This is a genomic window from Gryllotalpicola protaetiae (assembly GCF_003627055.1).
Classification (GTDB): Bacteria; Actinomycetota; Actinomycetes; order Actinomycetales; family Microbacteriaceae; genus Gryllotalpicola; species Gryllotalpicola protaetiae.
In genome coordinates this window covers 285,170-311,378 of record NZ_CP032624.1, presented here as the reverse complement: position 1 = coordinate 311,378, position 26,209 = coordinate 285,170, and the positions used below count along the sequence as shown (strand labels likewise).

Below are 26,209 nucleotides of genomic sequence, written 5' to 3'. Positions count from 1 at the left end.
CTGACTACATGTAGTACGCGTACCGGGGCGCAGGCGTCTCGCCGGGACTGAGGTGCTTGAGGATTCCGCCGATCGACTCCGCGGTGCGGATCGTGATTGGTAGCCGTCCGTCCATCTGGGTCGCGTTCCAGTTCATCTTCGAGAGCGTGAGCAACTCCGTTCCGATTTCTTCGGCACTCGACTCTGTGTCCACGAGGCGAAACGGAAGTGGCGACGGCACATACATACCTGCGTATGTCTTGTAGAGGGGCACACTGCCGCGAGTGTAGAGAACGTGTCGTTGCTCGGAGAGCGAGAGCATCGTGCCGCGAAGCGGTGGAAACTCCCCGCGTCGGAAGAGCCGGACTGAGTCGCCTCTCGGCAGCCAGACCAGTTCGAGCAGATCAATGTGATCATCGACCGCCGCGGCCCGGAACCCGCGCTGCTCCGCGTCCGTGAACGACGAGGTCTTGTGCAGCATCACCCTGGCTGGCATCGTGCGGTGCTCGCGGCGGTACGACGCGAGCGACTGGGTCAGCAGACCCTTGGCGTCGTTTTCGGTCAGATGAGGCTGGCGGTCGTCTCTTGACTGACGGGCGGGTGCCCCGCGGACGATAACGCCGTCGCCTCTCTGGTTGAAGACCTGGGCGACGCTCGTCTGGAGTGTGTCTCCGGCCGAGTCGCGGTAGAACGCGACCCCCACGAAGCAGCTCGTGAGGTCCTCGGAAGCGCGGGTCATCCGCCACGGGACACCGCCCGCCTTGTAGTAAAGGGCGGTGTGAAGGTTCCACGCCTTCGTTGCCTCGTCCTGTTGCTGGCGGCGATCTCCGCCCTTCGGCTTGTACGCGACGTCCCAGGTTTCACGCCGAATGATCTGGATTGGCCGGCTCGTCTTGAGCGATCTCGCTTTAAGAAGCGAGTGGAAGTCGACGCCGGTGTGCTCGACGCGGGGTTCTCGCCACGGGCGGTCGGAGGCGCCGGGGTTGATGACCTGCTCAGGAATCACGTCGGGCCGACAAACCAGAACGACGTCGCACCCGGGCTCTTCGTTTAGTGCTGCCAACTCCGTGTCATAGAGATCAACCGCTGCCGCGACGGCCTCGACCGGACTTAGCGACTCGATGTTCCGCAACGCATGCGTAGTGATCGGTCGTTCGAGGCGTGTGTCCCAGACGATCGTCGACCGGAATCCGACGTTGGTGTCAAAGCCCGGGAAGGGCAGGAATAGGCCCGTTAGGTGGCTTGACTTTGCGGCGATCGGACTGCGGCACTTGTCGAGCCAGCGCTTGACGCCGTCGATCGCGTCACGTGTTCCGATGATCCCGACACGGATTGCTCGTGGGGCCGTTAGGTTCGCGTCGGCGGGACCATAGAACGTGATTCCGCGGCGAGGGTCGGTATGTCGGCTGCCGCTGGAGAACTCCAGCTCAGGCTCATTGAGTAACGAGAGCTTCATGCAGGCACCTCGAAAAGGGCGGCGTCAGATCGGGCAAGCACCATCGGCGCGGCTTCAGCGGTCTGCTTCCATGAGGGATCGTCGATGCCTCGGTCAATTCCGAAGGTTGCGAGCTGCCCGAACTCGAGGATCTTCGGCTTGGGCTGGTGAAGCAGCGTAACCTCGCCACGAAGGATCGATGCCCACATTCGCGTCTCCTGCCGGACAGCCTGATGGCGATCGAAGGACTTGATCTTCTTCAGCAGGTCAGCGGCGAAGTGGGACTCGTGGCGACCGTCGTAGGTGAAGTAGTAGTCGGGCGTCAGCGCGCAGTACCACTCGCCTTCGATAGGTAGGAACTGCCACGAGAAGGCCGCGTGGCGGTAGTAGCTCACCCTGCCCGGATCCTTCTTGCTCCGGTAGGCCTTGAACACGGTGCGCCAATTGGAGCCCGCGGTGTTCCACTTGCGGTCGGAAAGATCATCGGTCGCTCGCACATACAGAAGGCCGCGCTCTCTGGAGAAGTCGCAGTCGTCGCTGAGGTCATCGCGAAGCGATCGGTTGAGCAGCTGAACCGCAAGTCGTTCATCGTCCAGGGTGCCTGCCGCGAGGTCGGCTATCCGTCGGACTTCAGGCTCACCGCGGACGGTCACGCCGAGCCCGGTCTCGTCGACGATTCGTAAGGTATGGAGAAGGCCGCCTTTGAGTACGAAGTCGTGGCGCATACCCAGATTCTCGGCGCGTTGGGCGTCGTACACGTCTCGCGGCCTAGTCGCAGTTGTCGCGTATGAGTAGACGTGGGCTGGTGGGCGCGAGAGGAGCAGGTTGGACTCCAGTGTTTCCCGCTTGTGTGCCGGGGCCGGAGTGTGCGCGCGCCCCTGTGGATCTGCCACGGCGAAGAGGTGTTCGGTGAGGTTGCCTTCGAGCGACATCGTCCGCTTGTCGAAGTCCACCCGGCGGTCGGCCCGTCGTGATGCATCCGCGAAGTAGCTCTGGACATGCACCCACCATGCGCCATCCGACTCGGGGTGGGAGCAGATCAGGAGAACCGGCTGATCGGACTTCAGCCAGTACTCGAGGTCGCGCTCGTCGCAGATGTAGTGGAACCGGTCGGCGGTCTCGCCCGGAAACGGGCGGCTACTCGCCTTGCTCTGAACGAGGATGTGGCGGTTAGAAACCTCGCCTGTCGCAGGGTCGCGCAGTTCGATGCTCCCGTCGATGCCCGCGTCGAGCCCGAGCGGGCGCCACGCGTGCCCCATCGCGCTCACACGCCGGTGAATGAGGGCGATCCCGGCGTCGCCGATCAGCTCGCTGTCGCTGAGCTTCTTTCCGGCGGCCACTGGACTCTCCTTTCAAATCACGCGAGAGTTGTTGGACTCCCCGTATGCGACAGCGTATGTGTGGCCTCCGACATCATGTTCAAGGCGACCGTGTCGCCGGGTTCCGCCCTCAGCGGACGACGTCTCGAGGTCGACACTCGCGCTCTCACGCGTTTGGCACGTCGGGTCGGCTGTGTTGACGGCGGTTCGGCGATCCGCTTGCCTGAAGGGAGAGCGGGCAAAATCGATCGCAACCCCGGTGCTGGGCCCGCTTTGCTTTCAAGGTGTCCAGGCGAACCGGCTCTTGTCACCAATGTGCTGAGACATCACACATGAGCGGTCGAGATGTCGAGCGCGCAGGTGACCACTTTGGTGACCAGATTGCCCTCGGAAGCGACCGGATTGGCCGTCACAGGCCGGTACTCGCCAGTACACTGGACCCCATGAGAACCGCGAAAATACGCGGATTTTCAACGATTCTCGGTCGCGGGCGGCGCCAGCCCGGAGCCTTCAGTTGTTCTTCGTTCGAGTCGCAGTTTCCGGCGTGAATAGCAGTGACGCCGACCTCAAGGGCTCGACGTTGGCGTCACGCTGCGGTTGAGTCGGGCCATGCGGGTCGTGTTTCGCTGGTTGCTTGCCGCGTCGATGGTCTTCGCCGGGCTGAGCCATCTCTTCTGGGCGCGTCGCGCCTTCCAGGCGCAGGTGCCGGATTGGTCGGCGAAGGTCTTGCACCTCGACGAGGACGCGGTGGTCGTCGCCTCGGGGGCGATCGAGGTGGCGATCGGCGTCTCGCTCGTCGCCTTACCTCGGGAGCGGCGGCGCGTGGGAAGGCTTCTGGCGGTGTTCTTCGCGGCGGTTTTCCCCGGCAATGTCGAGCAGTATGTGAAGCGCCGGGATGGGTTCGGGCTGGATACGAACGGAAAGCGGCTCGGGCGTTTGTTCTTTCAGCCGGTGTTGGTGGCCTGGGCGCTCTGGTCGACGCGGTCGTGAACCGACGACGGCAGATCGCAAGGGGTGGCGGCAGGGCCGAGCGCTGTTGGGTCGCGTCGGCGGTCCCGCGGTGAGGCTGTGGTCGTTGCATCCGTGCCTGCTTGATCGGCAGGGGCTCACGGCGTTGCTGGCGCGAGGCTCTGCTGGCTCAGGCCGTCCTCGCGGGCCGGACGCGGGGGTACAAGGCGCATCCCCAGCTTCAGTGTTTCCGGGCATGTCCGGATCCGGGCCTGGCGATTGGCGCCTACCTCGGCGCTCTCTGCGACGACGCGGCGGCCCGCGGCGGCACCCGAGCTCCTGCGTACGACGGTGCCCGAGCGCCGGGGCAGGTCGCCACCTGGGAGCGCGGCGTCTGAGAGTCACCGGACGTGTGTCGTCTCGGCCTCGGCTGTCGCCGTGATGCGCGCGGCCATGCCGCTGAAGATGAAATCGTGGAAGGGGAGCACGCCGAGCCAGTAGAGCCTGCCGGCGAGGCCCTGGGGGAAGAAGACGGCGCGTTGCTCATAGCGGGCTCCCCCTTCGTCTGGTGTGCTGCGCAGCTCGAGCCACGCGTGCCCGGGCACTTTCATCTCGGCGCGGAGCCGCAGCAGCCGTCCCTCTTCGATGGCCTCCACCCGCCAGAAGTCGATCGCGTCGCCGACTCGGGCGGTGCTGATGCTGCGGCGGCCGCGCTGCAGGCCGACCCCGCCGGAGATGCGATCGGACCACCCGCGCAGGGCCCAGAGCAGGGGAGAGGAGTACCACCCGTTCCCGCCGCCGATTCCGATGATCACCGACCAGAGGCGGTCGGGTGGGGCCGTCGTGTGGCGGGTTCGCCGGTCGGTGAAGACGACCCGGCCAGCCCAGTCGGGGTCGCTGGGCAGCGGATCGCTGGGCGCGGCGCTCAGTTCGGCGTCGACCCAGCTCGTCTCCACGAGGTCGGCGTCGATGCGGCCGAGCGCGAGGCGGACCGCGCGGCGATACGGGGTGAGACCGCCAGCTGGCGGCGGGATGAGCGCGTCAACCTCATGATCGGTGACGACGCACTCGTTCTGCAGGGACGCAATGAGGGGCCGGGCGATGGAGCGGGGGACCGGTGTCACGAGGTTCACCCACAGCGACGCGAGATTCGGAGTGAGGACCGGCAGCGGCGCGATCGCACGCTGCGGAAGGCCGGCCTCGACGGCGTATCCGTTCATCATCTGTCCGTAGCGCAAGACGTCCGGGCCGCCGATGTCCAGGGCGGTGTTGACGTCCGGGCTGACCCGCGCCGCGCCCAGCAGGTAGTGCAGCACATCGCGCACGGCGATCGGCTGGATGCGGTTGCGGACCCAGCGTGGCGCAGGCATGTACGGCAGCACCTCGGTGAGATGGCGGATCATCTCGAAGGAGGCCGAGCCTGACCCGATGACGATGCCCGCTTGGAGCACGAGCGTCGGCACGGGTGAGTCGAGGAAGATGTCACCGACCTCGACCCGGGACCGCAGGTGGGGCGACAGTTCGATGCCGGTCGGGTGCAAGGCGCCGAGATAGACGATGCGCGAGACGTGCGCATCGGCAGCCGCTGCCGCGACGGCCCGGGCGACGCGCTCGTCGATCTCTTCAAAGCCCTTCCCCGAGCTCATCGAGTGCACCAGGTAGTAGAGGACGTCGACGTCGTCGCACGCCTCCGCGAGTGCGGCCGCGTCGCCCGCGTCGCCCGCGACGAACTCGCAGTCCTCGCTCCACGGGAACGCGCGCGCCCGTTCGATGTTGCGGGCAAGGATCCGCACGCGATAACCGGCCGCCAGCAGCCGAGGCGTGAGCCGGCCGCCGAGATATCCGGTCGCGCCGATCACCAGCGCGCGCGGCGCCCCGCCGTCGTTCCGCGCAAGCGCGCGCAACGCGTCCTCGCGGCCGCTGGGGCTGGAGAGCTCGGTCATCCGCACACGCTAGGCGAGTGGGCAGACGCGGGCACCCCCTTGACGATCGATCGTCGCGCGCTCGCGCCTGGCGGGATGCTTCGTCTGGCCGGCTCTCGCCAGGGCTGCTCAGGCCCATCGGGTCCCGCAGCACTCATGCGCGCAAGGGGTAGCGGAGAGACCGGCCGCCGGGGGAGCATCCGGGGATGACACGGTGGGGGCTGGTGGCGGCGGCCGCGACGGCGGCCAGTGCGCTTGTCGGAACTGTCGGCACGAGGCCGAAGAACGCATGGTATCGGGCGTTGAAGAAGCCCGTGTGGCAGCCACCACCCTGGGCATTCCCGCTGGCATGGACGCCGCTGTACGTCTCGATCGCATGGTCCGCGAGCCGCTCGCTTCGCGCCGCGCCGGCTGGCTCTCGGCGGCGCACCTACGCCGCTGCCCTTACCGGCGACCTCGTTCTCAATGCGGGCTGGTGCTGGGCGTTCTTCGCGGCGAGGTCCCTGCCCGCCGGCCTCGCGACCATCGTCGCGCTCGACGGGGCGAACCTGGCGCTGATCGACCGCACCGCTCGCCTCGACCGGGCGGCTGCAGCCGCGCTGCTCCCTTACGTGGCCTGGACCGGATTCGCAACAGTGCTCAATCTGGCCTTGTGGCGGCGCAACTGAGAGAACGAGAAGGGCTCCGAGGGGACGTGCAGAAGCCTTCTGCGGAATGCGGCCGGCACGCGGGCCGAGCCCGTGGGCACGACGGCCCACGCCACGCACAGGAGCTGCGCCGACATCTTTTCGGAGTGGAGCCATCACGCAGCGCTGGATCACCGTCGCCCTGGTCGGAAACGGCGGCGTGCTCATATCTGCGCCACCTCGACTCGGTCGAGGCGATCAGCTGATCGCCTCGTACCGTTCGACTACCCAGCGGCTCGCGTCGAAATGAGCGCGGAGGAACCCGGAGTCGCCCGGGTTCGTCTTCGCGACCTTGGTGAGGGGTTTCGTCCCGAGGCCTGGCGAATACACATCCAGAAGCTGGCGGCGCAGTTTCGCCACGGGCGCCGCGTCGATGTCGATCAGCGTGTGCGACGCCCCTGCAGTCCGGCCCGTGCCGAGCGCCGCCTTCTTGCCGAGTTCCTTTGTAACGTGCTTCTTGGCTGCGGCGATGTCGTTGGCATGGAGCCGGGCACCCCATGCGCCGTCCGAGGGGATGCCGTCGGCGCGCACCGCGTCGCGGACGGCGTGATGGATCGCGATGTGGTCCGGGTGTCCGGTCAACCCGTCGGCGCCGACGGTCAGGATCACGCCCGGCTTGTGCTGGGCGAGCGCCCGTCGAACGTGGCTGGTGACGAGTTGGGAGTCGGCCGCGGCGACGGCGCGCTCGGGGTGGGCGGCGGAGTCCAGCCAGGAGCTCTTGCGGTCCAGCCATTCCCACGAATCTGAGCCGAGCAGATCGAGTGCCCTTTCGAACTTCGCCAGGCGTTGTCTGCGCGCGGCTTCCACGTCTCCGCGAGTTTTCGCGAGCTCGGCGGCTTCACCGCCTGTAGCGATGACGTTCCGCACCGTCCATCCGGTGGTCGCAAGCTCCCGCATCCACGCCGCGGTTGCGAACACCTCATCGTCAGGATGGGCGTGGATCACGAGCGCGACGGGCACGGGAGCCACGGTACGCCCACTTGTCTTCATAGGTCCCGAGCTATTCGAGGTCGCTCTCGTCGAGCAGTTGGACGCTTCGGATGCCGTCGATGCCGGTCAGTGCGGCGATGAGGGTGTCAGGGTTGTTCTCACCGGCGAGTTCGAGGGTGAGCGCTGCCGTTCCCTCAGAGTCGGCGGGGTGGGGTTCTGCTCTATGGACGGCCCAGCCGTTGCCGGTGATCGACGAGAGGATGCCGCGCAGCAGCCCGCGCCCGTCGTCGTAGACGACCTCGACCTGAAACTGAAGGTCCCTGCCTCCGGGCAGCCGACGAGTGAGGGCTCGAAGCCCGTAGGCGATGACGAAGTGCAGGGCGGTCACGGCCAGGGCGAGCAGCCAGAGTCCGGCTCCGGCGGCCATTCCGATCGCCGCGGTCTCCCACACAGAAGCGGCCGTGGTCAGGCCGCGGACCGTGCCGCGGCGGGTGAGGATGAGCCCAGCACCGAGGAATCCGATTCCCGACACGATCTGGGCGGCGACGCGTGACGGGTCCAGGATCACGTGAGAGGAGAGCACATCCGTGAAGCCGTATTTGGACACCAGCAGGAATAGCGCCGACGCCGTGCCCACGATGGCCTGAGTGCGGAGCCCGGCACTTCGTCCTCGGAGCTGGCGTTCGAGTCCGATGAGGGCGGAGAGCGCGAAAGCGAGCAGCAGCTCGCAGATCTGCAACCAACCTTGGCCTTCGAACATCGACACGGCGTGCGTCATCGCCGGACCTGCCTGGCTGCCTGAAATGAACTCATAGACGCTTTGTTCCCATTCGCACCAGTGTCGGCACGTGCTGTCGCACAAGATCGGCCGGGCAGTTCGCCGCCCAGCGGTCGTCGTGCGATGAACGTCAGTAGGTCTCCGCTCGGCGCAGCCCCTTCCTGCGGCGACCGCGCGTGCTCCATGATGAGGAAGCTCCTCGGAGGGTGACGGTCTCTGGCGGCCGCGGCTTCAGGCCGAGGCAGAAAGGTGTGACATGGCCGCGGAGCTCGACGGCGGGCACGATGCGCCGGAAGGATCTCAGCCCGTTCACCGCAGGTGGCTGGCGGCGCCCGACGTGGTAGATGTCTTCGTCTACACGGTCGTACTCGCGTTGGCTGTGGAGTTCTTCCCGCAAGTGCTTTCCGAGTCGTTCGTGCTCACCCTCTTGACGGCGGTCCTATTGAAGCTGGTGCTCGAGCTTGTGGTGTGGGTGAAAGCAGCGCTGCTCAGGCGGATCCGAACGGCTGCGTCGCTATGGCGCCGGGTCATCAGCATCGCGACGCTCATCCTCGTCCTGCCCGGCAGCAAGTTCGTGGTCCTCGAGCTCACGGCGCTTGTCTTCGGAGGCTCCGTGCGTCTCGGCGGGTTCTTCCTCGTCACCGCGCTGATCATCGTCCTCATGCTGGCCCGCGGCGGAGTTCGCAGGCTTCTTCGCGCCACGTGATCGGCCAAAGACACTTTGTCGATCTGGCCGCCGGCGTCGGCTGTCCAGAGCGATCATCGGTTCAGTTGTAGTGCTGCGGGCGCGCCTCTGGCCTCACTGTCATGAAGGGCAGGCCGGGGAGAGCGGACGAGGCTGAGAGCACTCGGACGCACGGTGGTCGCGACAGGCTGATATCCCCACGCCGGCTCGAAGCGTTTACCGATGGAGTGTTCGCGATCGCGGCCACCCTGCTCGTCCTCGATGTGAGCGTCGAGGCCCTCGGCTCCGGCATCCGCACGAACCATGAGCTCTGGACTGCACTCGGGAAGCTGAGCCCACAACTCATCGGCTTCGGGATCAGCTTCCTGATCCTCGGTGCGTTGTGGGTTGGGCACGCGCGCCAGTTCGAGCACGTCAGGGTCGTCGACACCGTCGTTCTCACGCTCAACACGGTCCGTTTGCTTGGCGTCGTCGTCGTGCCCTTCACCACAAGCCTCAACAGCGAGTACGGCCACTTGCTCGCGGGGAGGCTCCTTCTCCCGGCGAACTTCTTCTTCGTCGTTCTGCTGAGTGCGGCGCAGTCGTTCTATCTGACCGCCCGGCCGGAGCTGTTTTTGAGGGGTGTGACCGCTGAGCAGCTCGTGCAGGAGAGGTTGAACTCGCTTGGCGCGCTGGTCGCTGCAGCCTGAGAGGCGGCAGCCGGTCACCTCCGCGTATCGACGGATGCACCCGCTCAGTTCCGGAGTTCGAGCTCGGCGCCGACGACGACCGCGTTGTTGAGGGGGAGGGCGGCATACCCGACCGCGGTACGCGCGTGATTCCCGATCTCGGGTCCGAAAAGCTCAAGGACGAGCCCGGAGAACCCGTTGATGGCATTGGTGGTCTTGCCGTAGCCGCTCTCGGCGTTCACCATGCCACTCACGCTCACCCAAGCCGCGATGCGGTCCAGATCCCCGATCGCCCGCTTCACGCTCCCGAGCACGGAGAGAACGGTCTGGCGGGCGGCGAGGGTCGCCTCCTCGATCGAGACCTCGGACGGCACCTTCCCGAAGGGCCCGACCAGGGTGCCGTCGTCTGCCTGGGGCGAGTGCCCGGAGACCAGCACGCGCCTCCCGGACACGCGCACCCACGCGAACGAGAAAGCGACGCCCGGAGGCGCGACGGCTGCCGCGGGAAGCGAGAGGCCGAGCGCCGCGAGCCGTTCTTCGATGATCGTCATGGCACCACTGTCGCAGGAGCACGAGGACCGTGACGGATTTTCGATGACGCGTTGCATGGTCGGCCCGGAGCAGCATCCGCGATCTGTTAGTTTGCGTGGCTATGGCCACCACGCCGGCTCTGCCCGCACCCTCGGCCGACGTCGATCTCTCCGCACGAGACCTCTCGGTGGACCTCGCCCGGGTCTTTGCCGTGGTCGTGGTCGTGATCGTCCACATGCTCATGATCGGCGTCGGCATCCACGACGGCCAGATCGTGGTCACGCAGCCTCTGCAACGGCAGCCCTGGTATGTCCCGGCGACACTGTTCGGGCAGGTGATGCCGCTCTTCTTCGCGCTCGGGGGCTTCGCGACCCTCACCTCGTACCGCAGGCGTGACCTGACGGCCGCCGAGTTCATCCGCAAGCGCACCCTGCGGATGGCGCGGCCGACGCTCTCGGTGTTCGTCGTCTTCGCCCTCGCCGGCTGGCTCGCCTTCCTTCTCGGCGTCGACCCGGAGCTGGTGAATGTGGTCCTCGCGGGGGTCGGCACCCCGCTGTGGTTCTTCGCGGCCTATCTCCTGTGCCAGGCGTGCGCGCCCCTGATGGTGCGGCTGCATCGCACGCATCCGCTCGCCACCTTCGTCGTGCTCGCCGCGGGCGCCGTCGCGATCGACACGGCACGACGGCAGAGCGGACACGTCTCGATCGGCTGGCTCAACTTCTTCTTCGTGTGGCTATTCGTGCAGCAGATCGGATTCCTGTACGCGGAGCGCGTCTTCCACCGCAGACGCATCCTGACGCTCGGCGTCTTCCTCGCGGCTGCGTCGCTGCTCGCCGTGCTGGTGCTCAACCGCATCTACAACACCGACATGCTCTACAACCTGAACCCGCCGTCTGTGCCGCTGATGCTGCTCGGCATCGCGCAGCTGTCTCTGCTCGTGCTGCTGCACCCGGCGCTCGAGAAGCTGATGCGGTCCCGCGTCGCGCAGCTCGTGGTCTTCGCCATCGGAACCCGGCTCATGACGGTCTACGTGTGGCACATGACGTGCCTGCTGCTGGTCACCGGGGTGGCGCTGCTGATTCCGCATGGCCTGCCCGACCCGGCCTCGGGGGCATGGTGGAAGTCGCGCCCGCTCGTGCTGCTCGCCACCTTCGCGCTCATCTTCCTCATCTCGCTGTGGTCGGTGCGCTTCGAGAAGGCGCCGCACATCCCGGACGGATTCCGGGGGCCGGGCCTTCCGTGGGCACTCGTCGCAGTGGTCGTCGCCTTCATCCCGATGTTCGCGATCACCGACTGGGGGATGGACAGGTGGCTTGCGCTGGCAGGCCTCATCGGCCTGGCCGCGACGCTGGTGCTCCTGCGGCCTCAACGAGTCGCTGTCGGCCCGCCTACGCGCGGTCGTGCAGGGTGACGTAGTACCCGTCGGGGTCCGCGAAGGTGAAGGTGCGCCCGAACGGGCCGTCGATCGGCGCAGACACGATGGTGTGGCCGTCGGCGACCAGCGCATCGTGGATCGACTGCACCTCGGTGGCGTGCAACCAGAGCGCGACGCCGACGCCGGGCTGGGCGATCGAGGTGAGGTCGGTGCCGGGAATGACGTCGCGCAGCGCGAAGGCGATCGGCGTCGTCGCGAAGACCACGGCGTGCGGCGGACCGGCCGGCGAGCGCACGAGGCCGAGGTACCGCTCGTAGAACGTCTGCGACGCGTCGAGGTCGCGGACCTGGATGGAGATGAAGTCGGGGCCGGTGGCTGGCATGATGTTGCTCCTTCTGATGTGTCAGTTAGCTGACATGGGACAATGTATGTCAGAATACTGACATGAGTCAAGACGGTGATGGCGTCGACCTCGAGACGTCGCTCGGCTACCTGCTGAAGGAGGCCTCGAGCGCGCTGCACGCCGCCATGGAGGCGGTGCTGCGGCCGCTCGGCATGACGATCACGCACTACTCGTGCCTCGAGCTGCTCGCCCAGCGCCCCGGTCTGTCGAACTCCGAGCTCGCGCGAGGCGCGTTCGTGACGCGGCAGTCGATGCACGTTCTGCTTCAGGCTCTCGAGCGGGACGGCTACGTGGCCAGGGCGGCCGCGGCGCCGGTGGGGAAGGCGCTGCCCACCCGGCTCACCCCGAAGGGGAGGCGCAGCCTCGAGCAGGCATCCACCGCGGTCCGAGCCGTTGAGAAGCGGATGCTGGGCGGCATGACGTCGGGCGAGCAGACCGCCGCCTTCCGGGCGCTCACGAGCATGGTGCGCTCGCTACGTGATGAGCTGCCCGACGAGGTAGCTGACGATCAGGGTGCCGGCGCCGACGGCGAGGGTGCGCGCCAGGGTGCGCACGACGTTGGTGCGGCCGCTGCGCGCGCCGACGATCGACGTCACCACGAGTGAGACGAGGACGGCGACGACGATCGCCCACGTCTCCGCCCGCTGGGGCACGAGTGCGGTGATGAGCAGCGGGATGACCGCTCCGATCGCGTAGGCGACGACCGCGCCGACACCGGTGCTCAGGGTCTCCGCCGCGGACATGACGTGGCGGATGCCGTGCTCGGTCTCGAGCTGCGCCGCGAGCGCGTCGTGGGCCATCAGCTGGCGGGCGACCTCTGCGGCGAGCGCTGGTTCGACACCGCGGCTGCGGTAGTGCTCGGCGAGCTCGGCCGCCTCCGCTGCCGGATCGCGCGCGAGCTCCTGCGCCTCGGCGGCAGCGGCCGTCTGCTGGGCCTCCCGCTCGGTCGCCGCCTGCGACCACTCGATCCCGCCGGCGGCGAGCATGCCAGCCACCGTCGCGATGATCGCGACGACGAGCAGCGACCGGTCGTTCGCGCCGGCGCCCGCGAACCCCTCCAGGATGCCCGCGGTGGCGATGATCCCGTCGTTGGCGACCGCCGTCCACAGCCGCAGCGAGCCGGGGTCCGACGCCGCCGCCCGCAGGCGCGCGAGCCGACCCCTCGGAAGGCTCGCCTCGGCTGCGGCATCCATCGTCATGAATGCGATTATCGCGAGTCCTGCGCGTGGCTATTCTGTTGCTACACATAAACGAATTGACGAGGCGCTCAACGGCGAGCCCGGTAACCGGAGATGAATCGTGGTTGAGAAGACTGTTCGCGAGCGCACCGGCATGTTCAACAAGGACCACCCGCACTACAAGTGGATCGCCCTGAGCAACACCACGCTCGGCATGCTGATGGCGACGATCAACGGCTCGATCGTGCTGATCTCGCTGCCCGCGATCTTCACGGGCATCAAGCTCGACCCGCTCGAGCCGGGCAACGTCAGCTACCTGCTGTGGATGCTGATGGGGTACATCCTCGTCACCGCCGTGCTCGTGATGAGCTTCGGGCGCCTCGGCGACATCTACGGCCGCGTGCGCATCTACAACCTCGGCTTCGTCGTGTTCACCGTGGCCGCGATCGCGCTCGTGTTCGACCCGTTCGCCGGCGGCGGCGGCGCCCTGTGGCTGATCGGCTGGCGCGTCGTTCAGGCGGTCGGCGGCTCGATGCTGTTCGCGAACTCGACGGCGATCCTGACGGACGCGTTCCCCGTGAACCGCCGCGGCATGGCGCTCGGCATCAACCAGATCGCCGCGATCGCCGGCACGTTCCTCGGCCTCATCGTCGGCGGACTCCTCGCGACCCTCGACTGGCGCGCGATCTTCCTCGTGAGCGTCCCGTTCGGCATCCTCGGCACGATCTGGTCGTACAAGTCGCTGCACGAGGTCGGGGCGCGCGGCACGGGGCGCGTCGACTGGTGGGGCAACATCCTGTTCGGTGTCGGGCTCACCGCCCTGCTGGCCGGCATCACCTACGGCATCCAGCCGTACAAGGACAGTGCGACCGGGTGGCTCAACCCGTGGGTGCTTGCCGCGATCATCGGCGGCGTCGTCGTGCTGGTCGTCTTCGTGCTCGTCGAGCAGCGCATCACCGACCCGATGTTCAACCTCCGGCTGTTCCGCATCAAGGCGTTCGTGTGGGGGAACCTCGCCGGCCTGCTCGCCTCGGTCGGCCGCGGTGGCCTGCAGTTCATGCTGATCATCTGGCTGCAGGGCATCTGGCTGCCGCTGCATGGCTTCTCGTACGAGTCCACCCCGTTCTGGGCGGGCATCTACATGCTTCCGCTGACGATCGGATTCCTGGTCTCCGGCCCCTTGTCGGGAACGCTCTCCGACCGCATCGGCGCGCGTGCCCTCGCCACGGGCGGCCTCGTGCTGGTGGCGGCGACCTTCATCGCGCTGCTGATGATCCCGGTGAACTTCAGCTACCTCGAGTTCGCCCTCATCACCTTCCTCAACGGCATCGGCTCCGGCATGTTCGCGGCCCCCAACCGCACGGCGATCATGAACGCCGTGCCGGCGAACCAGCGCGGCGCGGCATCCGGCATGACGGGAACTTTCCAGAACGCGGGCAACTCGCTGTCCATCGGCATCTTCTTCTCGCTGATGATCGCGGGCCTCGCGAACACGCTGCCGAAGGCGATGACGACGGGTCTCACCGCGCACGGCGTGAGCGCGGGGATCGCCGCCAAGATCGCGGCGACCCCGCCGGTCGGCAGCCTGTTCGCCGCGTTCCTCGGCTACAACCCGATCAAGTCGCTGCTCGGCCCGACCGGCGCGCTCGACACGCTCTCCAAGTCCGACGCCGCCGCGCTGACCGGGAAGACGTTCTTCCCGCAGCTGATCTCCGACCCGTTCCACTCGGGCCTCGTCATCGTGTTCATCGCGGCGGCGATCATGTCGCTGATCGGCGCGGCCGCGTCGCTGCTGATGGGCGGCAAGTACGTGCACGCCGAGCCCGAGGGGCCCGTGACGCCGGAGCCGGCCGAAGAGCTCAGCGACGTGTAGCCGCCGCCGTGAGCATCCGGGGCAGACGTGTTCGCCGGCCCTGATCTGGGAACGGTCATCTCAGACCGACTCACGAAGAGGAGACCCAGATGGCGACGGCAACGGCAACGGCCCGGAAGCAGGGCACGCGAACGGGCGCGGCCCGCGCGAAGAAGGAGAATGCGGAGAAGGGATTCCTCGCATCGGCGCAGCTCACCGGCGACCTGCAGCGGGTGCTCGTCGACTTGATCGAGCTCAGCCTGCAGGGCAAGCAGGCGCACTGGAACGTGGTCGGCAAGAACTTCCGCGACCTGCACCTGCAGCTGGACGAGATCGTGCACTCCGCGCGCGAGTTCGCCGACGTGATCGCCGAGCGGTTGCGCGCCCTGCACGCGGCGCCCGACGGCCGCAGCGTGACGATCAGCAGCGCGACCTCGCTGCCGGTCTACCCGAACGGCGAGGTCGACACGGCCGAGACGGTTGATCTGATCACCGCGCGTCTCGAGGCGGTCGTCGGCACGATGCGCGAGGTGCACGACGAGGTCGACGACGAGGACCCGACCACCGCGGACATCCTGCACGAGATCATCTCGACCCTCGAGCAGTACGCCTGGATGGTCAGCGCCGAGAACCGCACCCCCTCGGTGTGAACGGCTCCGATCTCGAAGACCGGGTGCGCGGCGCGCTCGCCGGTCTCGCGCAGGTGCACGGCCGGGTCGACGACGCGCTGCGCTGGGCGACGGATGCCGGCCGCTGGGCGCCCGCGCCCGGAATCGGCCGCACGCCCGAGCTGTGGGACTTCTTCGTCGAGGCCGCGGCGCTCGACGTCGCCGCCGCGCGGGTGCTGGAGCCCCATCTCGACGCGCTGGCGATCCTGGGCCAGGCGCCCGAGCCGGTCGACCTCGGCAGCATCGACGCGGACGCGACCAGCACCTGGGGCGTGTTCGCCGCAGAGGGCGGGGGCCTGACACTCACCGCGCGGGAAGAGGGGGACCGGTGGCGCCTCGAGGGCGGGAAGCCGTGGTGCTCGCTGGCGCGAGTGCTGAGTCATGCGCTCGTCACCGCGACCGTCGCGGGCGGCGCGCGACGGCTGTTCGCGGTGTCGCTGCGCGCCCCCGGAGTCACGGCCGACGAGGGCCCGTGGGCGGCGCGCGGGCTCACCCAGGTGGTGAGCGCTCCGGTGCACTTCGACCGGGTGGAGGCGGTTCCCGTCGGGGGGCCGGGCTGGTATCTCGAGCGGCCGGGATTCTTCTGGGGCGGGATCGGCGTGTCCGCCTGCTGGCTGGGCGGAGCGGTCGGTGTGGCGCGAGCGCTGCTGTCGGCTGCGCAGCGCCGAGAGCCGGACCAGGTCGCACTCACCCACCTCGGTGCGGTCGACGCCCTGCTGAACACGGCGCGCACGGCGCTCGGGGCGGCGGCCCGCGCGGTCGACGGCCCGGTCGCCGGCGTCGACTGGCCCGTGCTCATGCTGCGCACGCGCAATGCGGTGGCGGATGCCGCGGAACGGGTCGTCACCCACCTCGGGCACGCCCTCGGGCCGGCCCCGCTCGCCCTCGACGCCGAGCACGCGGCACGGGTCGCCGACCTGCAGCTCTACCTCAGGCAGCACCACGCCGAGCGCGACGAGGCGGCGCTCGGCCGCGCCATCCTCGAGTCGGAGCGGCGGCCGTGGTGACGTTCACGCACCTCGACGCGAGCACCGCAGAGGACGCGTGGCAGGGCTCGCCCCGCTGGCAGGGCGTCGGCGAGCTGCGCCTGCCGCAGACGGCCCGGCTCGTCGTGCTCGCCGCGCACCCCGACGACGAGAGCCTCGGCGCAGGCGCGCTGATCGCCCGCGCCAACCGCCTCGGGTGGGCGGTCGACATCGTGGTCGCGACCGACGGCGAGGCATCCCACCCCGCATCGCCGACGCACACACCCGAGCAGCTGCGCGTGCGCCGCCAATCCGAACTGCACGGCGCCGTCGCCGCGCTCGCGCCGGACGCCCGGCTCACGACGCTCGGTCTGCGCGACGGCGGGCTGCCCGGTCAGGAGCATCTGCTGCGCGCGGGAATCGAAGCCGTCATCGCCGCCGGCGATCCGCCGCTGCTCGTCGCACCATGGTGCGCCGACGGGCACGGCGACCACGAGGCCGTCGGCCGGCTCGCGCACGAGCTCGCCGCCGCGCGCGGGCTGCGGCTGCTCGAGTACCCGATCTGGCTCTGGCACTGGGCGGCGCCCGACTCGCCGGAGGTGCCGTGGGCGCAGCTCTCCGTGCTGCACGCCGACGACGCCGAACGGGCGGCGAAGCGGGCGGCCACGGGCGGTTACGTGAGCCAGACGTATCCGCTCTCCGACGCGCCGGGTGACGAGGCGATGCTCGGCCCTGAGATCCAGCGGCACTTCGACCGCAGCGAGGAGGTCTACGTGGAGCACGGCGGCGCGCTTCCCGCGCGGTTCTTCGATGAGTTCTACGACGGCAACGCCGACCCGTGGGGCTTCGAGACCAGATGGTACGAGGAGCGCAAGCGGGCGGTCACGCTCGCCGCGCTGCCACGGCCGACGTTCGGCCACGCGCTCGAACTCGGCTGCGCGACCGGTGTGCTGACCGCGCAGCTCGCGCCGCGCGTGGAGGAGCTGCTCAGCGTCGACATCTCGGCAGAGCCGCTCGCGCGTGCCCGGCGGCGCGTGAACGCCGGGCACGTCTCTTTCGAACGCCTCGCGACACCGGGGGAGTGGCCGGACGGCGAGTTCGACCTCATCGTGCTGTCGGAGGTGGGCTACTACTGGGGCGACGAGCTCGCGCTCGGCATCGAGCGGATGCTCGGCTCCCTGTCGCCACACGGTGCGCTGCTCGCGTGCCATTGGCGGCACCCGGTCGCCGAGTACCCGCTGTCGGGCGACGAGGTGCATGACGCGCTGCGGCGGCGCTCCGACCTGGTGCGCACCGTCTCGCATGTGGAGGAGGACTTCCTGCTCGAGGTGTTCCAGCGTCCCCCGGGCGCGTCGGTGGCGCGCGAGACGGGACTCGTGTGAGCGCCGCTCCGATCGCCGCAGTGGCGGTGGTCGTCCCGGTGCGCGACGAGGAGGAGCGGCTGGAGCGCTGCCTCGCCGCACTCGCGTCGGCGCTCGCCGCGGTGGGAACCCGCGTCGCGACGCAGACGATGATCGTGCTCGACGGCTGTTCCGACCGATCGGCGCAGATCGCCGCGCGGTGGCCGTTCGGGCGCATCGAACAGGCCGGCCTGGGCGTGGGCCGGGCCCGCGCGGCCGGCGTCGAGGCAGCCATCGGCAGGCTCGGCGGGATTGCGCCCGACCGCGTCTGGATCGCCAATACGGATGCCGACTCTCAGGTGCCCCGCGACTGGCTGTCGCGTCAGGTCGACCTCGCCGACGGCGGCTGGGACACGGTGCTCGGCACCGTCGCCCCCGACCCCCTCGACCTGCCCGAGGTGCTGCGAGACACCTCGGTCTCGCACGCGGCACGCTCCGGCGCGCCCGTGTACGGCGCCAATCTCGGCGTGCGCGCGAGCCGGTACCTGGCGGCCGGCGGGTTCGCCCCCGTGTACGAGCACGAGGACGCCCGCCTGGTCGCCGCCCTGCGTGCGGGCGGCGCGCGCATCACGTCGGACCGCGACCTCACCGTGCTCACCTCGGGGCGGCCGGTCGGCCGCGCCCCGGGCGGTTACGCCGGGTACTTGCGCCGCGCGGCCGAACTGGCCCGCGCGGCGCCCGACTCGCTTGAAGAAGCGGGTTAGCGCAAGGCATCCGCCTTCAGCTTGTCGAATTCGGCCTGCGTGATCGCGCCGGCGTCGAGCAGGTCCTTGGCGCGCGCGATCTGCTCGACCGGGCTGCCGCCCTCCGGACCGCTTCCCGCGACCGACCGGATGTAGTCGTCAGCCGCATGCCGGGCCCGCTGCTGCGCCTCGAGCTGTCGCTGACCCATGCCGCGCCCGCGCGCGATGACGTACACGATCGCGGTGATGAGCGGCACGATGACGAGGAAGAGGATCCAGATCGCCTTCACCCACCCGTTGAGCGACTTGTCGCGGAACAGGTCGCCGATGATCTGGAACAGGATCATCAGGTAGGCGATGAAGAGGAAGATCTCGAAGACGAGCCAGATGGATTGGAAGAAGGTCATTGTTTCTCCTGGTTGGGTGGTGCGGCCTCGGTCGAGGTCGCGATGGGGCGGGGTCGTGAGAATCGATGCCAGCCGAGCCAGAGGGCGGCGAGAACCACGGCCGAGCCGAGGGCCGCGATGAACCAGCCCCACAGCATCGACCACATCGGTGCGGCGAGCGCGTCGAAGACCGCAGCGGCGGCCGGCGCCGAAACCGCCTGCGGCAGCTCGTCGAGATAGCGCGCCCGCACCACGGCGAGTGCGATCGCGAGCAGGCCCATGCCGAGCGCGACGCAGAGCGCCGCGATCGTCGCGATGCGCAGTCGGGCGCGCGCGAACGCGACCGCGGCGGCGATGAGCGCCGCGGCGAGGAACGGAAGGGGGCCGTTCGCGCCGTCGAGCAGACGGAACCATCGCTGCAGCGTGACGATGTGATCTGACTCGAAGATCGTGAACGACGCGTCGATCACCGGGATCAGCGAGGCGCCGGGCACGTTGCGGTCGATGAGCGCCTGCTTGATGCTCTCGGTGACGCCGGCGAGGTTCAGGCTCACGGTGCCGTCGTCGACGGTCACCTCGCCGGTGCCGTCGCCGGTGACGACGCCGACGAACTGCCGGTGCGCCTCACGGTTCGCGGCGGTCCACACTGAGGTGAATGCGTCGCTGTCGACGAACCGGCGGGTCTGGCTGCGCACGAGTGTCTCGAGCCCCGGCAGATCGACGCGGTCGGTGACGGCGGTCGTCACGCCATCGGTGACCGCGGTTCTGATGGCGGGATCCTTCGCGAGCGGCGTCACCACGGCCAGGTAGCCGTCGGTGTCGCTCACGTGCGTGTGCGTCCAGCGGGCCACCACCGAGAGGGGCGCCGCGAGCCCCACGAGCACGAGCAGCAGCGTGACCAGGATCGATCGCCAGTTCAGGTTCACGTCACTCCTCGAGTTCGGTCGGTGGTCGGCAGCTCGGCGTTCGAGCTGCGCGAGGCGAAGATGTTGAGCCCGAGCGCCCGTGACAACCGCGCTGTGGCGCGCTGGCCGCGCACGCTGTTGCCGGCCTTGTCGAGGCGCGGCGAGAACGCGCCGATCGCCCCTTTGCCGGGTGCGACGGCGACGACGCCGCCCGAGACACCGGATTTCCCGGGCACGCCGACTTCGAGCAGCCACTCCCCGCTGTGCTCGTAGAGCCCGGAGGAGGCGAGCACAGCGACGGTGTCGCGACTCACCGCGTCGGAGACGACCTGCTCGCCGCTGACCGGGTTGACCCCGCCGTCGGCGAGCGTAGCGCCCATCACGGCGAGATCGTGAGCGCTCACCAGCAGCGAGCACTGCCGCGTGTACAGGTCGACGATCTCCTCAGGGTCGCCGTCGAGCCGGTCATAGCTGCGCAGCAGGCGGGCGATGGCCCGGTTGCGGTCGTTGGTCGCCGACTCGGAGGCGTAGACCTCCTGGTCGACGGCCAGATGCCGGCCGGCGAAGGCGGACATCGCCGCGGTGAGCCGGCTCCACTTCTCGGCAGCCGTCGCACCGGGCACCAGCGCGGTGGTGGCGATCGCCCCTGCGTTGACCATGGGATTCATCGGGTGCCCGTCGTTGAGCTCGAGAGCGACGACCGAGTTGAAGGCAAGGCCGGTGTTGTTCACGCCGATGCGCTCGCCGACCAGGTCGCGGCCGAGCTCCTGCGCGACGAGCGCATAGACGAACGCCTTCGAGATCGACTGGATGGTGAATGCGGTGACAGCGTCGCCCACGTCGTGCGCCCCGCCCGTGACATCCACGACGGCGATCCCGAACAGCTCGGGGTCGGCGGCGGCGAGGGTGGGGATGTAGTCCGCGACGGCGCCATCGCGGTCGGCGAGCAGGTGTTCGTGCGCGTCTCGCACGAGCGCGTCGACCCGCTCCCACCCGGGCAGCGAGCCGGTCGAGACCTGCTGCGCGACGTCACCGGAGCGCGTGTTGAGCATGGGCGATCACCCTCTTCCCCATCTCGCGGTGGCGGGGATGATGGGGGAATGGCTGAGCCTGCCGAAACCGGGACCGAGCGGAACGAGTCGTACGCGGAGCGCCTGCGCGAGCGGGTCTATGTCGGCTTCACGGCCCTGGCCGTGCTGCTCGCGCTGTCGTCGCATGCCCACGAGCTGAGCGCGGGCGCCGCCGCGCTGACGCTGTTCATCACCGTGGCGGGCGTGCTGCTCGCCGGATTGGGCGCCGACCTGATCGCGTACACCGTGGCGCACTCCGCGGTGCCTGGCCGCTCCGAGCTGCGCCAGTTCCTGCGCGTCGCCCGGGGCGGTCTCGCCTCGGTGGCCGTGCCGTTGGTGCTGATCGGGCTGGCGGGCCTCGGCGTCATGCGCCTGCCTCGCGCGCTTGCGATCTCTCAGGTGGTGCTGCTCGTGACTTTCGGGGTGATCGCGCTGGTCGCGCTGCGCCGGGTGCGTCTTCCGCTCTGGCAGCGGATCTTGCTCGTGGCGGTGCTGATGGCCGTCGGCGCATTCGCGGTCGTGCTCGAGCTGGTGGCGCACCTGCTCTGACGGCGCGCTCGGCTCAGGCATCCGCGCTCGTTCGCGTTCGTCTGTTCGTCCAGGTGATCGCGCGCACGATCTGCAGCACGCCGAGCACGAGCAGTGCGATGCCGAGCCACAGCCACAGCACGACCGAGTACAGCGGCGAGAACAGCAGGATGATGCCGACGACGATGCTGAGCAGTGCGAACAGCAGAGTCGGCACCTTGAAGCGCGCGCTGCCGAGGGTGGCGAGAGCGGCGATGCCCTGGATGACCCAGAGGATGCCGACGAGCACCCCGACGAAGATGAACAGTGCGGTCGTGGCGGCCCCGAGACGCGTGAACGCGATGATGCCGCCGATGATGAACAGGGCGCCGAGGATGATGTGCCCGGCCTTCGCCCACCCGCTGAGCGCCGCCGCGAACAGGCCGAGCGCGACGTAGATGATGCCGCCGACGACGGCCCAGGCCGCGATGACGGCTGTGACCACGGCGGCGGTGTGGCCAGGCCACACCAGGATGAGGATCCCGATGACGGCCGAGACGGCGCCGCTGACGGCGAGGCCGGTCCGGAGTGAACCGGACAGCGAGCGAGCCTGTTCTTCTGTGATGGACATGTGCGTGATCTTCCTCCGGTAGGGGCTAGAACGAGTCGAGCTGCTGGTCGATTTCGGGAAAACGGGTGAATTCCGGCTTCTCGATGAGCGCGCCGCGAGCGACGACGAGCTCGACGTCGGCGTAGGCGCGGAATCCCTCGAGCGGATTCGCAGGCAGCACCACCAGGTCGGCGGACTTGCCCGTCTCGACCGATCCGGTCTCGTCGCCCAGGCCGAGAAGCCGCGCGTTCGCCTGGGTCGCCGCATGCAGCGCCTGCGTCGGAGTGAGGCCGCCGTAGCGGGCGGCGAGATCCAGCTCGCGCCAGGTGTTGTAGTGCGTGACGTAGGTGAGCGCGGAGTCGGTGCCCATGCCGAGCGTGATGCCGTGGACGACGGCGTCGGCTGCGCCCTGGATCATGCGAGCGAGGATCATCTCGGCATTCGCCCGCACGATGTCGTTGATGCCCGTGACGCTCTGATCGAGTTTCACCAGTGGCAGCGCGGCCTGGAACGTCGGCACCAGTGCGGAGCTGCCGTGCAACGAGCGCGGATTCTCGAGGAACAGCCCGATCATCTCGTCGTCCATATCGCAGCCGTGCTCGATGGTGTCCACTCCCGCGCGGAGCGCGCGTTTCACGCCTTCCCTGCTTTGCGCATGGGCGGCGACGAGGATCCCGGCGACGTGCGCCTCATCGCAGATCGCCGCCATCTCCTCCTCGGTCATCTGTGGCCGGCCTGCCTCTCCGATCGCGCGCGCGTCGGTGACACCGCCGGTTGCGGCGATCTTGATCGCCGTGACTCCCTTGCGCAGGTTGCGGCGGACGTTGCGTCGCGCGTCCCACGGGTTGTCGCCCACCAGTGCGATCAGGGGTGCGCCGTGGCCGCCCGTGGCCGCGAGCAGCGGACCGGCGGCCAGGAGCCGCGGACCGAGGACCCGGCCCGCTTCGATCTCCTCCCGCAGCGCGACGACCTCGTAGCCGACATCGCCGAGGCTGCGGATGGTCGTCACGCCGCTGTTCAACTGCGTGGTGACATTGATGCGGGTCCGCCGCTTCAACATCGCCTTGCCGGCCGGACTGTGGAAGAACACGGACACCGCGCCCTCGAGGGATTCCTTCGCGAGCACGGCGGGCAGCGGCTTGCCGTCGGCGAACAGGTGTGCGTGCGCATTGATCAGACCGGGCAGGAGATATTTGCCGGTCAGGTCGATCTGACGCCGGCCTGTGGCGACCGTGGTCTCCGCCGAGGGTCCGACGGTCTCGATCCTGCCGTCTGCGCCCACTGAGACGGTCTGATCCAGGAGAACGGTGCCGGTCTCGTCGCCGGTCACGATCGTGGCGTGGGTCAGTGCGAATGGGGTGTTCATGATGTCCTGCCAGGCGAGTCGCCGTCGAGGCGGCGAGATGGGTGAAACGCGGTGAAGAGTGCTCCGACTTTGGCGCCGACGCACAGACTGACGAATGTCTCTACGGCGTCGGCCACGCGTGCGACGTCCATCGACGCGAAGGCGACGAGCCCGACCGTCCCAGGGACGAGCAGCAGGAACGCCGGCTGGAAGGTGATGCTCGCGGGCGCGGCAAGGGCCCGCTGCGCGATGAGGCGGGCGACGATCAACAGCGCGGCGGCGGTGGCGCCGGTGGCGACGACCTTGCCGACCAGCGGGGTCAGCGCCGAGAGCACCCCGTAGGCGCAGGCCATCGTGATGACGCTCACCCCTGTGAGGGCCGGCGTCGACCCGAACGCGAGGCCGACGCCGATGGCGAGCGGCACGATGCCGATCCAGGCGAGCCACAGCGGCGGCAGCGCGGACCAGCCGGCGTGCTCGGGGCCGGCGATGGCGAACTGCCCGATGAGCCCGGCCGAGTGCGGATCGAGGTGGAGCCCGGTGAGGGCGACACCCGCGGTGACGCCTGCCACCATGAACCCCAGCACGACGAGGCCGTAGACGAGCCGAGCCGAGCCAGTGACGATGTCGGTCGCGGTCAACTCGAGCAGCGCATTGGTGATCACGGCCCCCGGCACCAGGATCGCGATCGGCGCGCAGACGGCGAACAGCGGAACCTGTGCGATACCGGCCACGTGGGCGAAGCTTCCGACCATCAGCGTCGAGACGAGGGTGGCGGCGAACGGCACGATCGCCGCCGCCGCGGCGATGCGGCCCATCGCGACGGTCACCGCCCCGACGACCGCCCCGACCAGCACGGCGACCAGCACGGACCACCAAGGCGAACGGGTCAGCACGGCGAGGCCGACCGAAGTGAGCGTGCTGCCGACCACCCAGCCGAGCTGGGGGTGCCGTCGAACCATGGCGCGCACCGCCGAGATCTCATCGGGCGCCGCCGCGAGCGGCAGCGCGCCGAGCTCGAGCGCACGCGCCAGCTGGTTCGCGCGTGCGGCCTGCCGAAAGGACAGCTCGTCCTGCGTCGTGGCGACCACCGGAGCGAGACCGGAGTCGCGGTCCGAGACGATGACGAGCTCGGGCATGACGGAAAAGCTCAGCGCAGGCATCCGACCGCCGTCGATGTGGGTGAGTGAGTCGCGTACATCCGTGACCGACACGCCCGCGTCGAGCAGCAGGGCGCCGAGGCGGCCGAGAGTCGTTCCGCGAGCCCCATCGGACTGCGTCATCGGCGATCCGACCATGCCAGCACCCCCTCGAGCGGGTCAACCCTGAAACTGGCCTCAGCCTGTCGCGGCACATCGCTGGTGTCCACGGATTTCACCCGCCATTTCACCCGGCCGTCACCCGTCGCGTCGCCGGCGAGCCCTCAGCCGTACGTGGCGGTCGCCAGTCGGCTGCCGACCGCGACCGCGTCTGCGCGGTTGGTGACGCCGATCTTGCGGTACACCGATCGCAGCTGCGTCTTGACCGTGTTCGGCGACACGTGCAGCGCCGCTGCGATGTCGGCCACGGTTTCATGGGCGACGAGGGCTTCGAGCACGCGCCGCTCGCTCTCGGTGAGCGCCCTTGTGATGCTGCCGGCAGGGCCGGCGAAGTGCAGGTCGGCGGTCGCCGCGTCGAAGGCGGCGGCCGCGCTCGGGCTGAGCCGCGCACGGATGAGGGGCACAACCGTCGCCGGCATGGTGGTCGCGAGGCGGCGGAAGCCCTGCCGCGTGACCGAGGCGGCGAACTCCTCCGCGAGATGCGGCGAGACCTGACCGCCCCTGAGGGCTTCGAGGCGCGCCGCGAGAGCGGCGAGCTGCGCCCGCTGCATGGGCGACAGCGCGGCCCGGGTGCCGAGATAGCGCAGGTCCTCCTGCGCCTCGGCCAGATCACCGCGGTGCACGGATGCCTGCGCCGCCGCGATCCGCGTCAAGGGGCCCCGCGAGCTGCTGGCCGAAGCCGCGCGCTCTGCGCCGCTGATGTCGCCGAGCGCCAGCAGCGCCTCGATCCTCGTCGCGTCGACGAGGTCGGACGCGAACGACCCTTCCTGCACGAGGTGCGTGGCACTGGCGACGGTGACCAGCTCCAGCGCCTCCGAGGGCTGCTGCCTGCCGAGCGCGAGCCGGATGCGCGCGAGAAGCTCGAACGGCCAGATGATCTCGAAATTGTCGATCGCATCGAGCTCGGCGATGCGCTCGTCGGCATCCTCCGCCAGCCGCTCGACGCTGAGAAGCGCGGCGGCGGTGCGCTCGGTGCCGAACGCGGCGCTCGCATACGCGGCCGTCGGGGACGGCAGGGCCAGCGCCTCAGCCAGCGACCGCTCGGCCTCGCCGAGCGAGCCGCGGACCGCGTAGGCGACAGCGATCCGTCCGGCTGCGCTGCGCTGCGCCCCGCCCGACGTCGAGGAGATGCCGATCTGGCGCGCCACCCCCAGCTGCCGCAGCGCGCCCAGGGTGTCGCCCGCCATCAGGAAGGTCGACCCGATCTGGTGGTGGAAGAGCCACAGGGGCCCATCGTGCTGCGCGCTTCCGGCGAACTCGCTCTGCCTGATCCAGTCCTCGAGCCGACGGAACGAGCGCAGCGCGGCGGCGATGTCGCCGCCCGCACGCAGGGCGATGCCCTGGATCATGGTGAACAGCCCGACCGTGGTGGGGTCGCCGGTCGCGGTGAGCGCGTCGAACTCGGAGGGGTCGAAGGGGCGGCTGGTGCGGACGAGCACGCCACCCAGCGGGTGGGCGATGCGCAGCACCGGGTGGCGCTCGAGCATCTCGTCGGAGAGCGTCGCCGCGGCATCCTGCAGCGCACGGTAGTCGTGGGTGAGGAAGTACCAGACATTGCCCATCAGGATCGCGACGATGCGCTCTTCGTCACCGTCGGCGACCGCCTGGGCGAGCTCCTCGCCAGGGTCCGGCTCGTCGGTCTCGGCCATGAGACAAAATATA

Annotated in this window: 26 protein-coding genes and 2 pseudogenes; 13 read left to right on the top strand and 15 right to left on the bottom strand. The window is 69.1% G+C overall.

Annotated elements, in window-relative coordinates:
- Nucleotides 1-4: 4 nt before the first annotated feature.
- Nucleotides 5-1,435 (bottom strand): argonaute/piwi family protein, encoded by a 1,431-nt coding sequence (locus D7I44_RS01540; RefSeq protein WP_120787876.1) that lies wholly within the window; start codon nt 1,433-1,435, stop codon nt 5-7.
- Entirely contained in the window at nt 1,432-2,754 is a 1,323-nt protein-coding gene (locus D7I44_RS01535) for a DUF4365 domain-containing protein (protein WP_120787875.1), read from the bottom strand. Before D7I44_RS01535 ends, D7I44_RS01540 begins: the two co-directional genes overlap by 4 nt.
- A gap of 588 nt (nt 2,755-3,342) precedes the next feature.
- Between D7I44_RS01535 and D7I44_RS01530 the strand changes: the two genes are divergently transcribed.
- Together D7I44_RS01530 and D7I44_RS18445 are read left to right on the top strand one after the other, a co-directional pair.
- Nucleotides 3,343-3,723 (top strand): DoxX family protein, encoded by a 381-nt coding sequence (locus D7I44_RS01530; RefSeq protein ID WP_120787874.1) that lies wholly within the window; start codon nt 3,343-3,345, stop codon nt 3,721-3,723.
- 70 nt (nt 3,724-3,793) lie between these two features.
- Nucleotides 3,794-4,013 (top strand): annotated as a pseudogene (locus D7I44_RS18445) (pyrimidine dimer DNA glycosylase/endonuclease V); the annotation flags it as partial.
- A gap of 69 nt (nt 4,014-4,082) precedes the next feature.
- Here D7I44_RS18445 and D7I44_RS01520 read toward each other — a convergent pair.
- Nucleotides 4,083-5,624, bottom strand: a complete 1,542-nt coding sequence (locus tag D7I44_RS01520; RefSeq protein ID WP_120787873.1) for an SDR family oxidoreductase — start codon at nt 5,622-5,624, stop codon at nt 4,083-4,085.
- Between the two features lie 185 nt (nt 5,625-5,809).
- Between D7I44_RS01520 and D7I44_RS01515 the strand changes: the two genes are divergently transcribed.
- Nucleotides 5,810-6,271: a TspO/MBR family protein gene (locus tag D7I44_RS01515; RefSeq protein WP_120787872.1), complete on the top strand. Its 462-nt coding sequence runs from the start codon at nt 5,810-5,812 to the stop codon at nt 6,269-6,271.
- A gap of 216 nt (nt 6,272-6,487) precedes the next feature.
- Here D7I44_RS01515 and D7I44_RS01510 read toward each other — a convergent pair whose 3' ends face one another.
- Both D7I44_RS01510 and D7I44_RS01505 read right to left on the bottom strand, forming a co-directional pair.
- Nucleotides 6,488-7,249 carry a PIG-L deacetylase family protein gene (locus D7I44_RS01510; RefSeq protein WP_162939992.1) on the bottom strand — a complete coding sequence of 254 codons (762 nt, stop codon included), beginning with the start codon at nt 7,247-7,249 and terminating at the stop codon, nt 6,488-6,490.
- A 40-nt stretch (nt 7,250-7,289) separates the two neighbouring features.
- Entirely contained in the window at nt 7,290-7,997 is a 708-nt protein-coding gene (locus tag D7I44_RS01505) for an MgtC/SapB family protein (protein WP_120787870.1), read from the bottom strand.
- A gap of 256 nt (nt 7,998-8,253) precedes the next feature.
- Here D7I44_RS01505 and D7I44_RS01500 point away from each other — a divergent pair, with 256 nt between their 5' ends.
- Both D7I44_RS01500 and D7I44_RS01495 read left to right on the top strand, forming a co-directional pair.
- Nucleotides 8,254-8,703, top strand: a complete 450-nt coding sequence (locus D7I44_RS01500; protein ID WP_245979886.1) for a hypothetical protein — start codon at nt 8,254-8,256, stop codon at nt 8,701-8,703.
- Between the two features lie 101 nt (nt 8,704-8,804).
- Nucleotides 8,805-9,371, top strand: coding sequence for a TMEM175 family protein (locus D7I44_RS01495; RefSeq protein ID WP_120787869.1), 567 nt, complete (start codon nt 8,805-8,807; stop codon nt 9,369-9,371).
- A 44-nt stretch (nt 9,372-9,415) separates the two neighbouring features.
- Here D7I44_RS01495 and D7I44_RS01490 read toward each other — a convergent pair whose 3' ends face one another.
- Nucleotides 9,416-9,901: a RidA family protein gene (locus tag D7I44_RS01490; RefSeq protein ID WP_120787868.1), complete on the bottom strand. Its 486-nt coding sequence runs from the start codon at nt 9,899-9,901 to the stop codon at nt 9,416-9,418.
- 101 nt (nt 9,902-10,002) lie between these two features.
- Between D7I44_RS01490 and D7I44_RS01485 the strand changes: the two genes are divergently transcribed.
- Nucleotides 10,003-11,292, top strand: coding sequence for an acyltransferase family protein (locus D7I44_RS01485; protein WP_120787867.1), 1,290 nt, complete (start codon nt 10,003-10,005; stop codon nt 11,290-11,292).
- Here the strand turns inward: D7I44_RS01485 and D7I44_RS01480 are convergent.
- A complete protein-coding gene (locus tag D7I44_RS01480) occupies nt 11,270-11,638 on the bottom strand; it encodes a VOC family protein (protein WP_120787866.1) in 369 nt (122 codons plus the stop codon). The two genes, D7I44_RS01485 and D7I44_RS01480, sit on opposite strands and share 23 nt — an antisense overlap.
- A 62-nt stretch (nt 11,639-11,700) precedes the next feature.
- Between D7I44_RS01480 and D7I44_RS01475 the strand changes: the two are divergent.
- Nucleotides 11,701-12,141: pseudogene (locus D7I44_RS01475) on the top strand (MarR family winged helix-turn-helix transcriptional regulator); the annotation flags it as partial.
- Here D7I44_RS01475 and D7I44_RS18530 read toward each other — a convergent pair.
- Complete coding sequence (locus D7I44_RS18530) at nt 12,133-12,858, bottom strand: VIT1/CCC1 transporter family protein (RefSeq protein WP_120787864.1); 726 nt, start codon at nt 12,856-12,858, stop codon at nt 12,133-12,135. The pseudogene D7I44_RS01475 and the gene D7I44_RS18530 sit on opposite strands and share 9 nt — an antisense overlap.
- Nucleotides 12,859-12,958: 100 nt before the next feature.
- Here D7I44_RS18530 and D7I44_RS01465 point away from each other — a divergent pair, with 100 nt between their 5' ends.
- From D7I44_RS01465 to D7I44_RS01445, 5 genes are all read left to right on the top strand, one after another.
- On the top strand, nt 12,959-14,710 hold the full coding sequence (locus D7I44_RS01465) for an MFS transporter (RefSeq protein ID WP_245979884.1): 1,752 nt from the start codon (nt 12,959-12,961) through the stop codon (nt 14,708-14,710).
- Between the two features lie 89 nt (nt 14,711-14,799).
- Complete coding sequence (locus tag D7I44_RS01460) at nt 14,800-15,339, top strand: Dps family protein (RefSeq protein WP_120787863.1); 540 nt, start codon at nt 14,800-14,802, stop codon at nt 15,337-15,339.
- Entirely contained in the window at nt 15,336-16,364 is a 1,029-nt protein-coding gene (locus D7I44_RS01455; RefSeq protein ID WP_120787862.1) for an acyl-CoA dehydrogenase family protein, read from the top strand. Before D7I44_RS01460 ends, D7I44_RS01455 begins: the two co-directional genes overlap by 4 nt.
- The gene (locus tag D7I44_RS01450; RefSeq protein WP_245979880.1) at nt 16,361-17,704 is read left to right on the top strand and encodes a bifunctional PIG-L family deacetylase/class I SAM-dependent methyltransferase; all 1,344 of its coding nucleotides are present in this window, start codon (nt 16,361-16,363) and stop codon (nt 17,702-17,704) included. Before D7I44_RS01455 ends, D7I44_RS01450 begins: the two co-directional genes overlap by 4 nt.
- Nucleotides 17,701-18,426: a glycosyltransferase family 2 protein gene (locus D7I44_RS01445; protein ID WP_120787860.1), complete on the top strand. Its 726-nt coding sequence runs from the start codon at nt 17,701-17,703 to the stop codon at nt 18,424-18,426. The genes D7I44_RS01450 and D7I44_RS01445 overlap by 4 nt, the downstream gene beginning before the upstream one ends.
- On the opposite strand, the gene D7I44_RS01440 is transcribed toward D7I44_RS01445, so the two are convergent.
- From D7I44_RS01440 to glsA, 3 genes are read right to left on the bottom strand one after another with little or no spacing between them, the layout of a single operon-like run.
- A complete protein-coding gene (locus tag D7I44_RS01440) occupies nt 18,423-18,812 on the bottom strand; it encodes an SHOCT domain-containing protein (RefSeq protein WP_120787859.1) in 390 nt (129 codons plus the stop codon). The two genes, D7I44_RS01445 and D7I44_RS01440, sit on opposite strands and share 4 nt — an antisense overlap.
- Nucleotides 18,809-19,717, bottom strand: a complete 909-nt coding sequence (locus tag D7I44_RS01435; protein WP_120787858.1) for a hypothetical protein — start codon at nt 19,715-19,717, stop codon at nt 18,809-18,811. The genes D7I44_RS01440 and D7I44_RS01435 overlap by 4 nt, the downstream gene beginning before the upstream one ends.
- Nucleotides 19,714-20,748, bottom strand: a complete 1,035-nt coding sequence (gene glsA, locus D7I44_RS01430) for a glutaminase A (protein ID WP_120787857.1) — start codon at nt 20,746-20,748, stop codon at nt 19,714-19,716. Before glsA ends, D7I44_RS01435 begins: the two co-directional genes overlap by 4 nt.
- A 48-nt stretch (nt 20,749-20,796) precedes the next feature.
- On the opposite strand from glsA, the gene D7I44_RS01425 reads away from it, so the two are divergent.
- Nucleotides 20,797-21,315 (top strand): hypothetical protein, encoded by a 519-nt coding sequence (locus D7I44_RS01425; protein WP_120787856.1) that lies wholly within the window; start codon nt 20,797-20,799, stop codon nt 21,313-21,315.
- A gap of 13 nt (nt 21,316-21,328) precedes the next feature.
- Here the strand turns inward: D7I44_RS01425 and D7I44_RS01420 are convergent, their stop codons facing one another.
- From D7I44_RS01420 to D7I44_RS18525, 4 genes are all read right to left on the bottom strand, one after another.
- On the bottom strand, nt 21,329-21,904 hold the full coding sequence (locus D7I44_RS01420) for a DUF308 domain-containing protein (protein ID WP_120787855.1): 576 nt from the start codon (nt 21,902-21,904) through the stop codon (nt 21,329-21,331).
- A gap of 25 nt (nt 21,905-21,929) precedes the next feature.
- Nucleotides 21,930-23,249, bottom strand: a complete 1,320-nt coding sequence (locus D7I44_RS01415; RefSeq protein WP_120787854.1) for a metal-dependent hydrolase family protein — start codon at nt 23,247-23,249, stop codon at nt 21,930-21,932.
- Nucleotides 23,246-24,511: a threonine/serine exporter family protein gene (locus D7I44_RS01410; protein ID WP_220093812.1), complete on the bottom strand. Its 1,266-nt coding sequence runs from the start codon at nt 24,509-24,511 to the stop codon at nt 23,246-23,248. Before D7I44_RS01410 ends, D7I44_RS01415 begins: the two co-directional genes overlap by 4 nt.
- A gap of 140 nt (nt 24,512-24,651) precedes the next feature.
- Entirely contained in the window at nt 24,652-26,196 is a 1,545-nt protein-coding gene (locus D7I44_RS18525; RefSeq protein WP_120787852.1) for a helix-turn-helix transcriptional regulator, read from the bottom strand.
- Between the last annotated feature and the right edge of the window lie 13 nt (nt 26,197-26,209).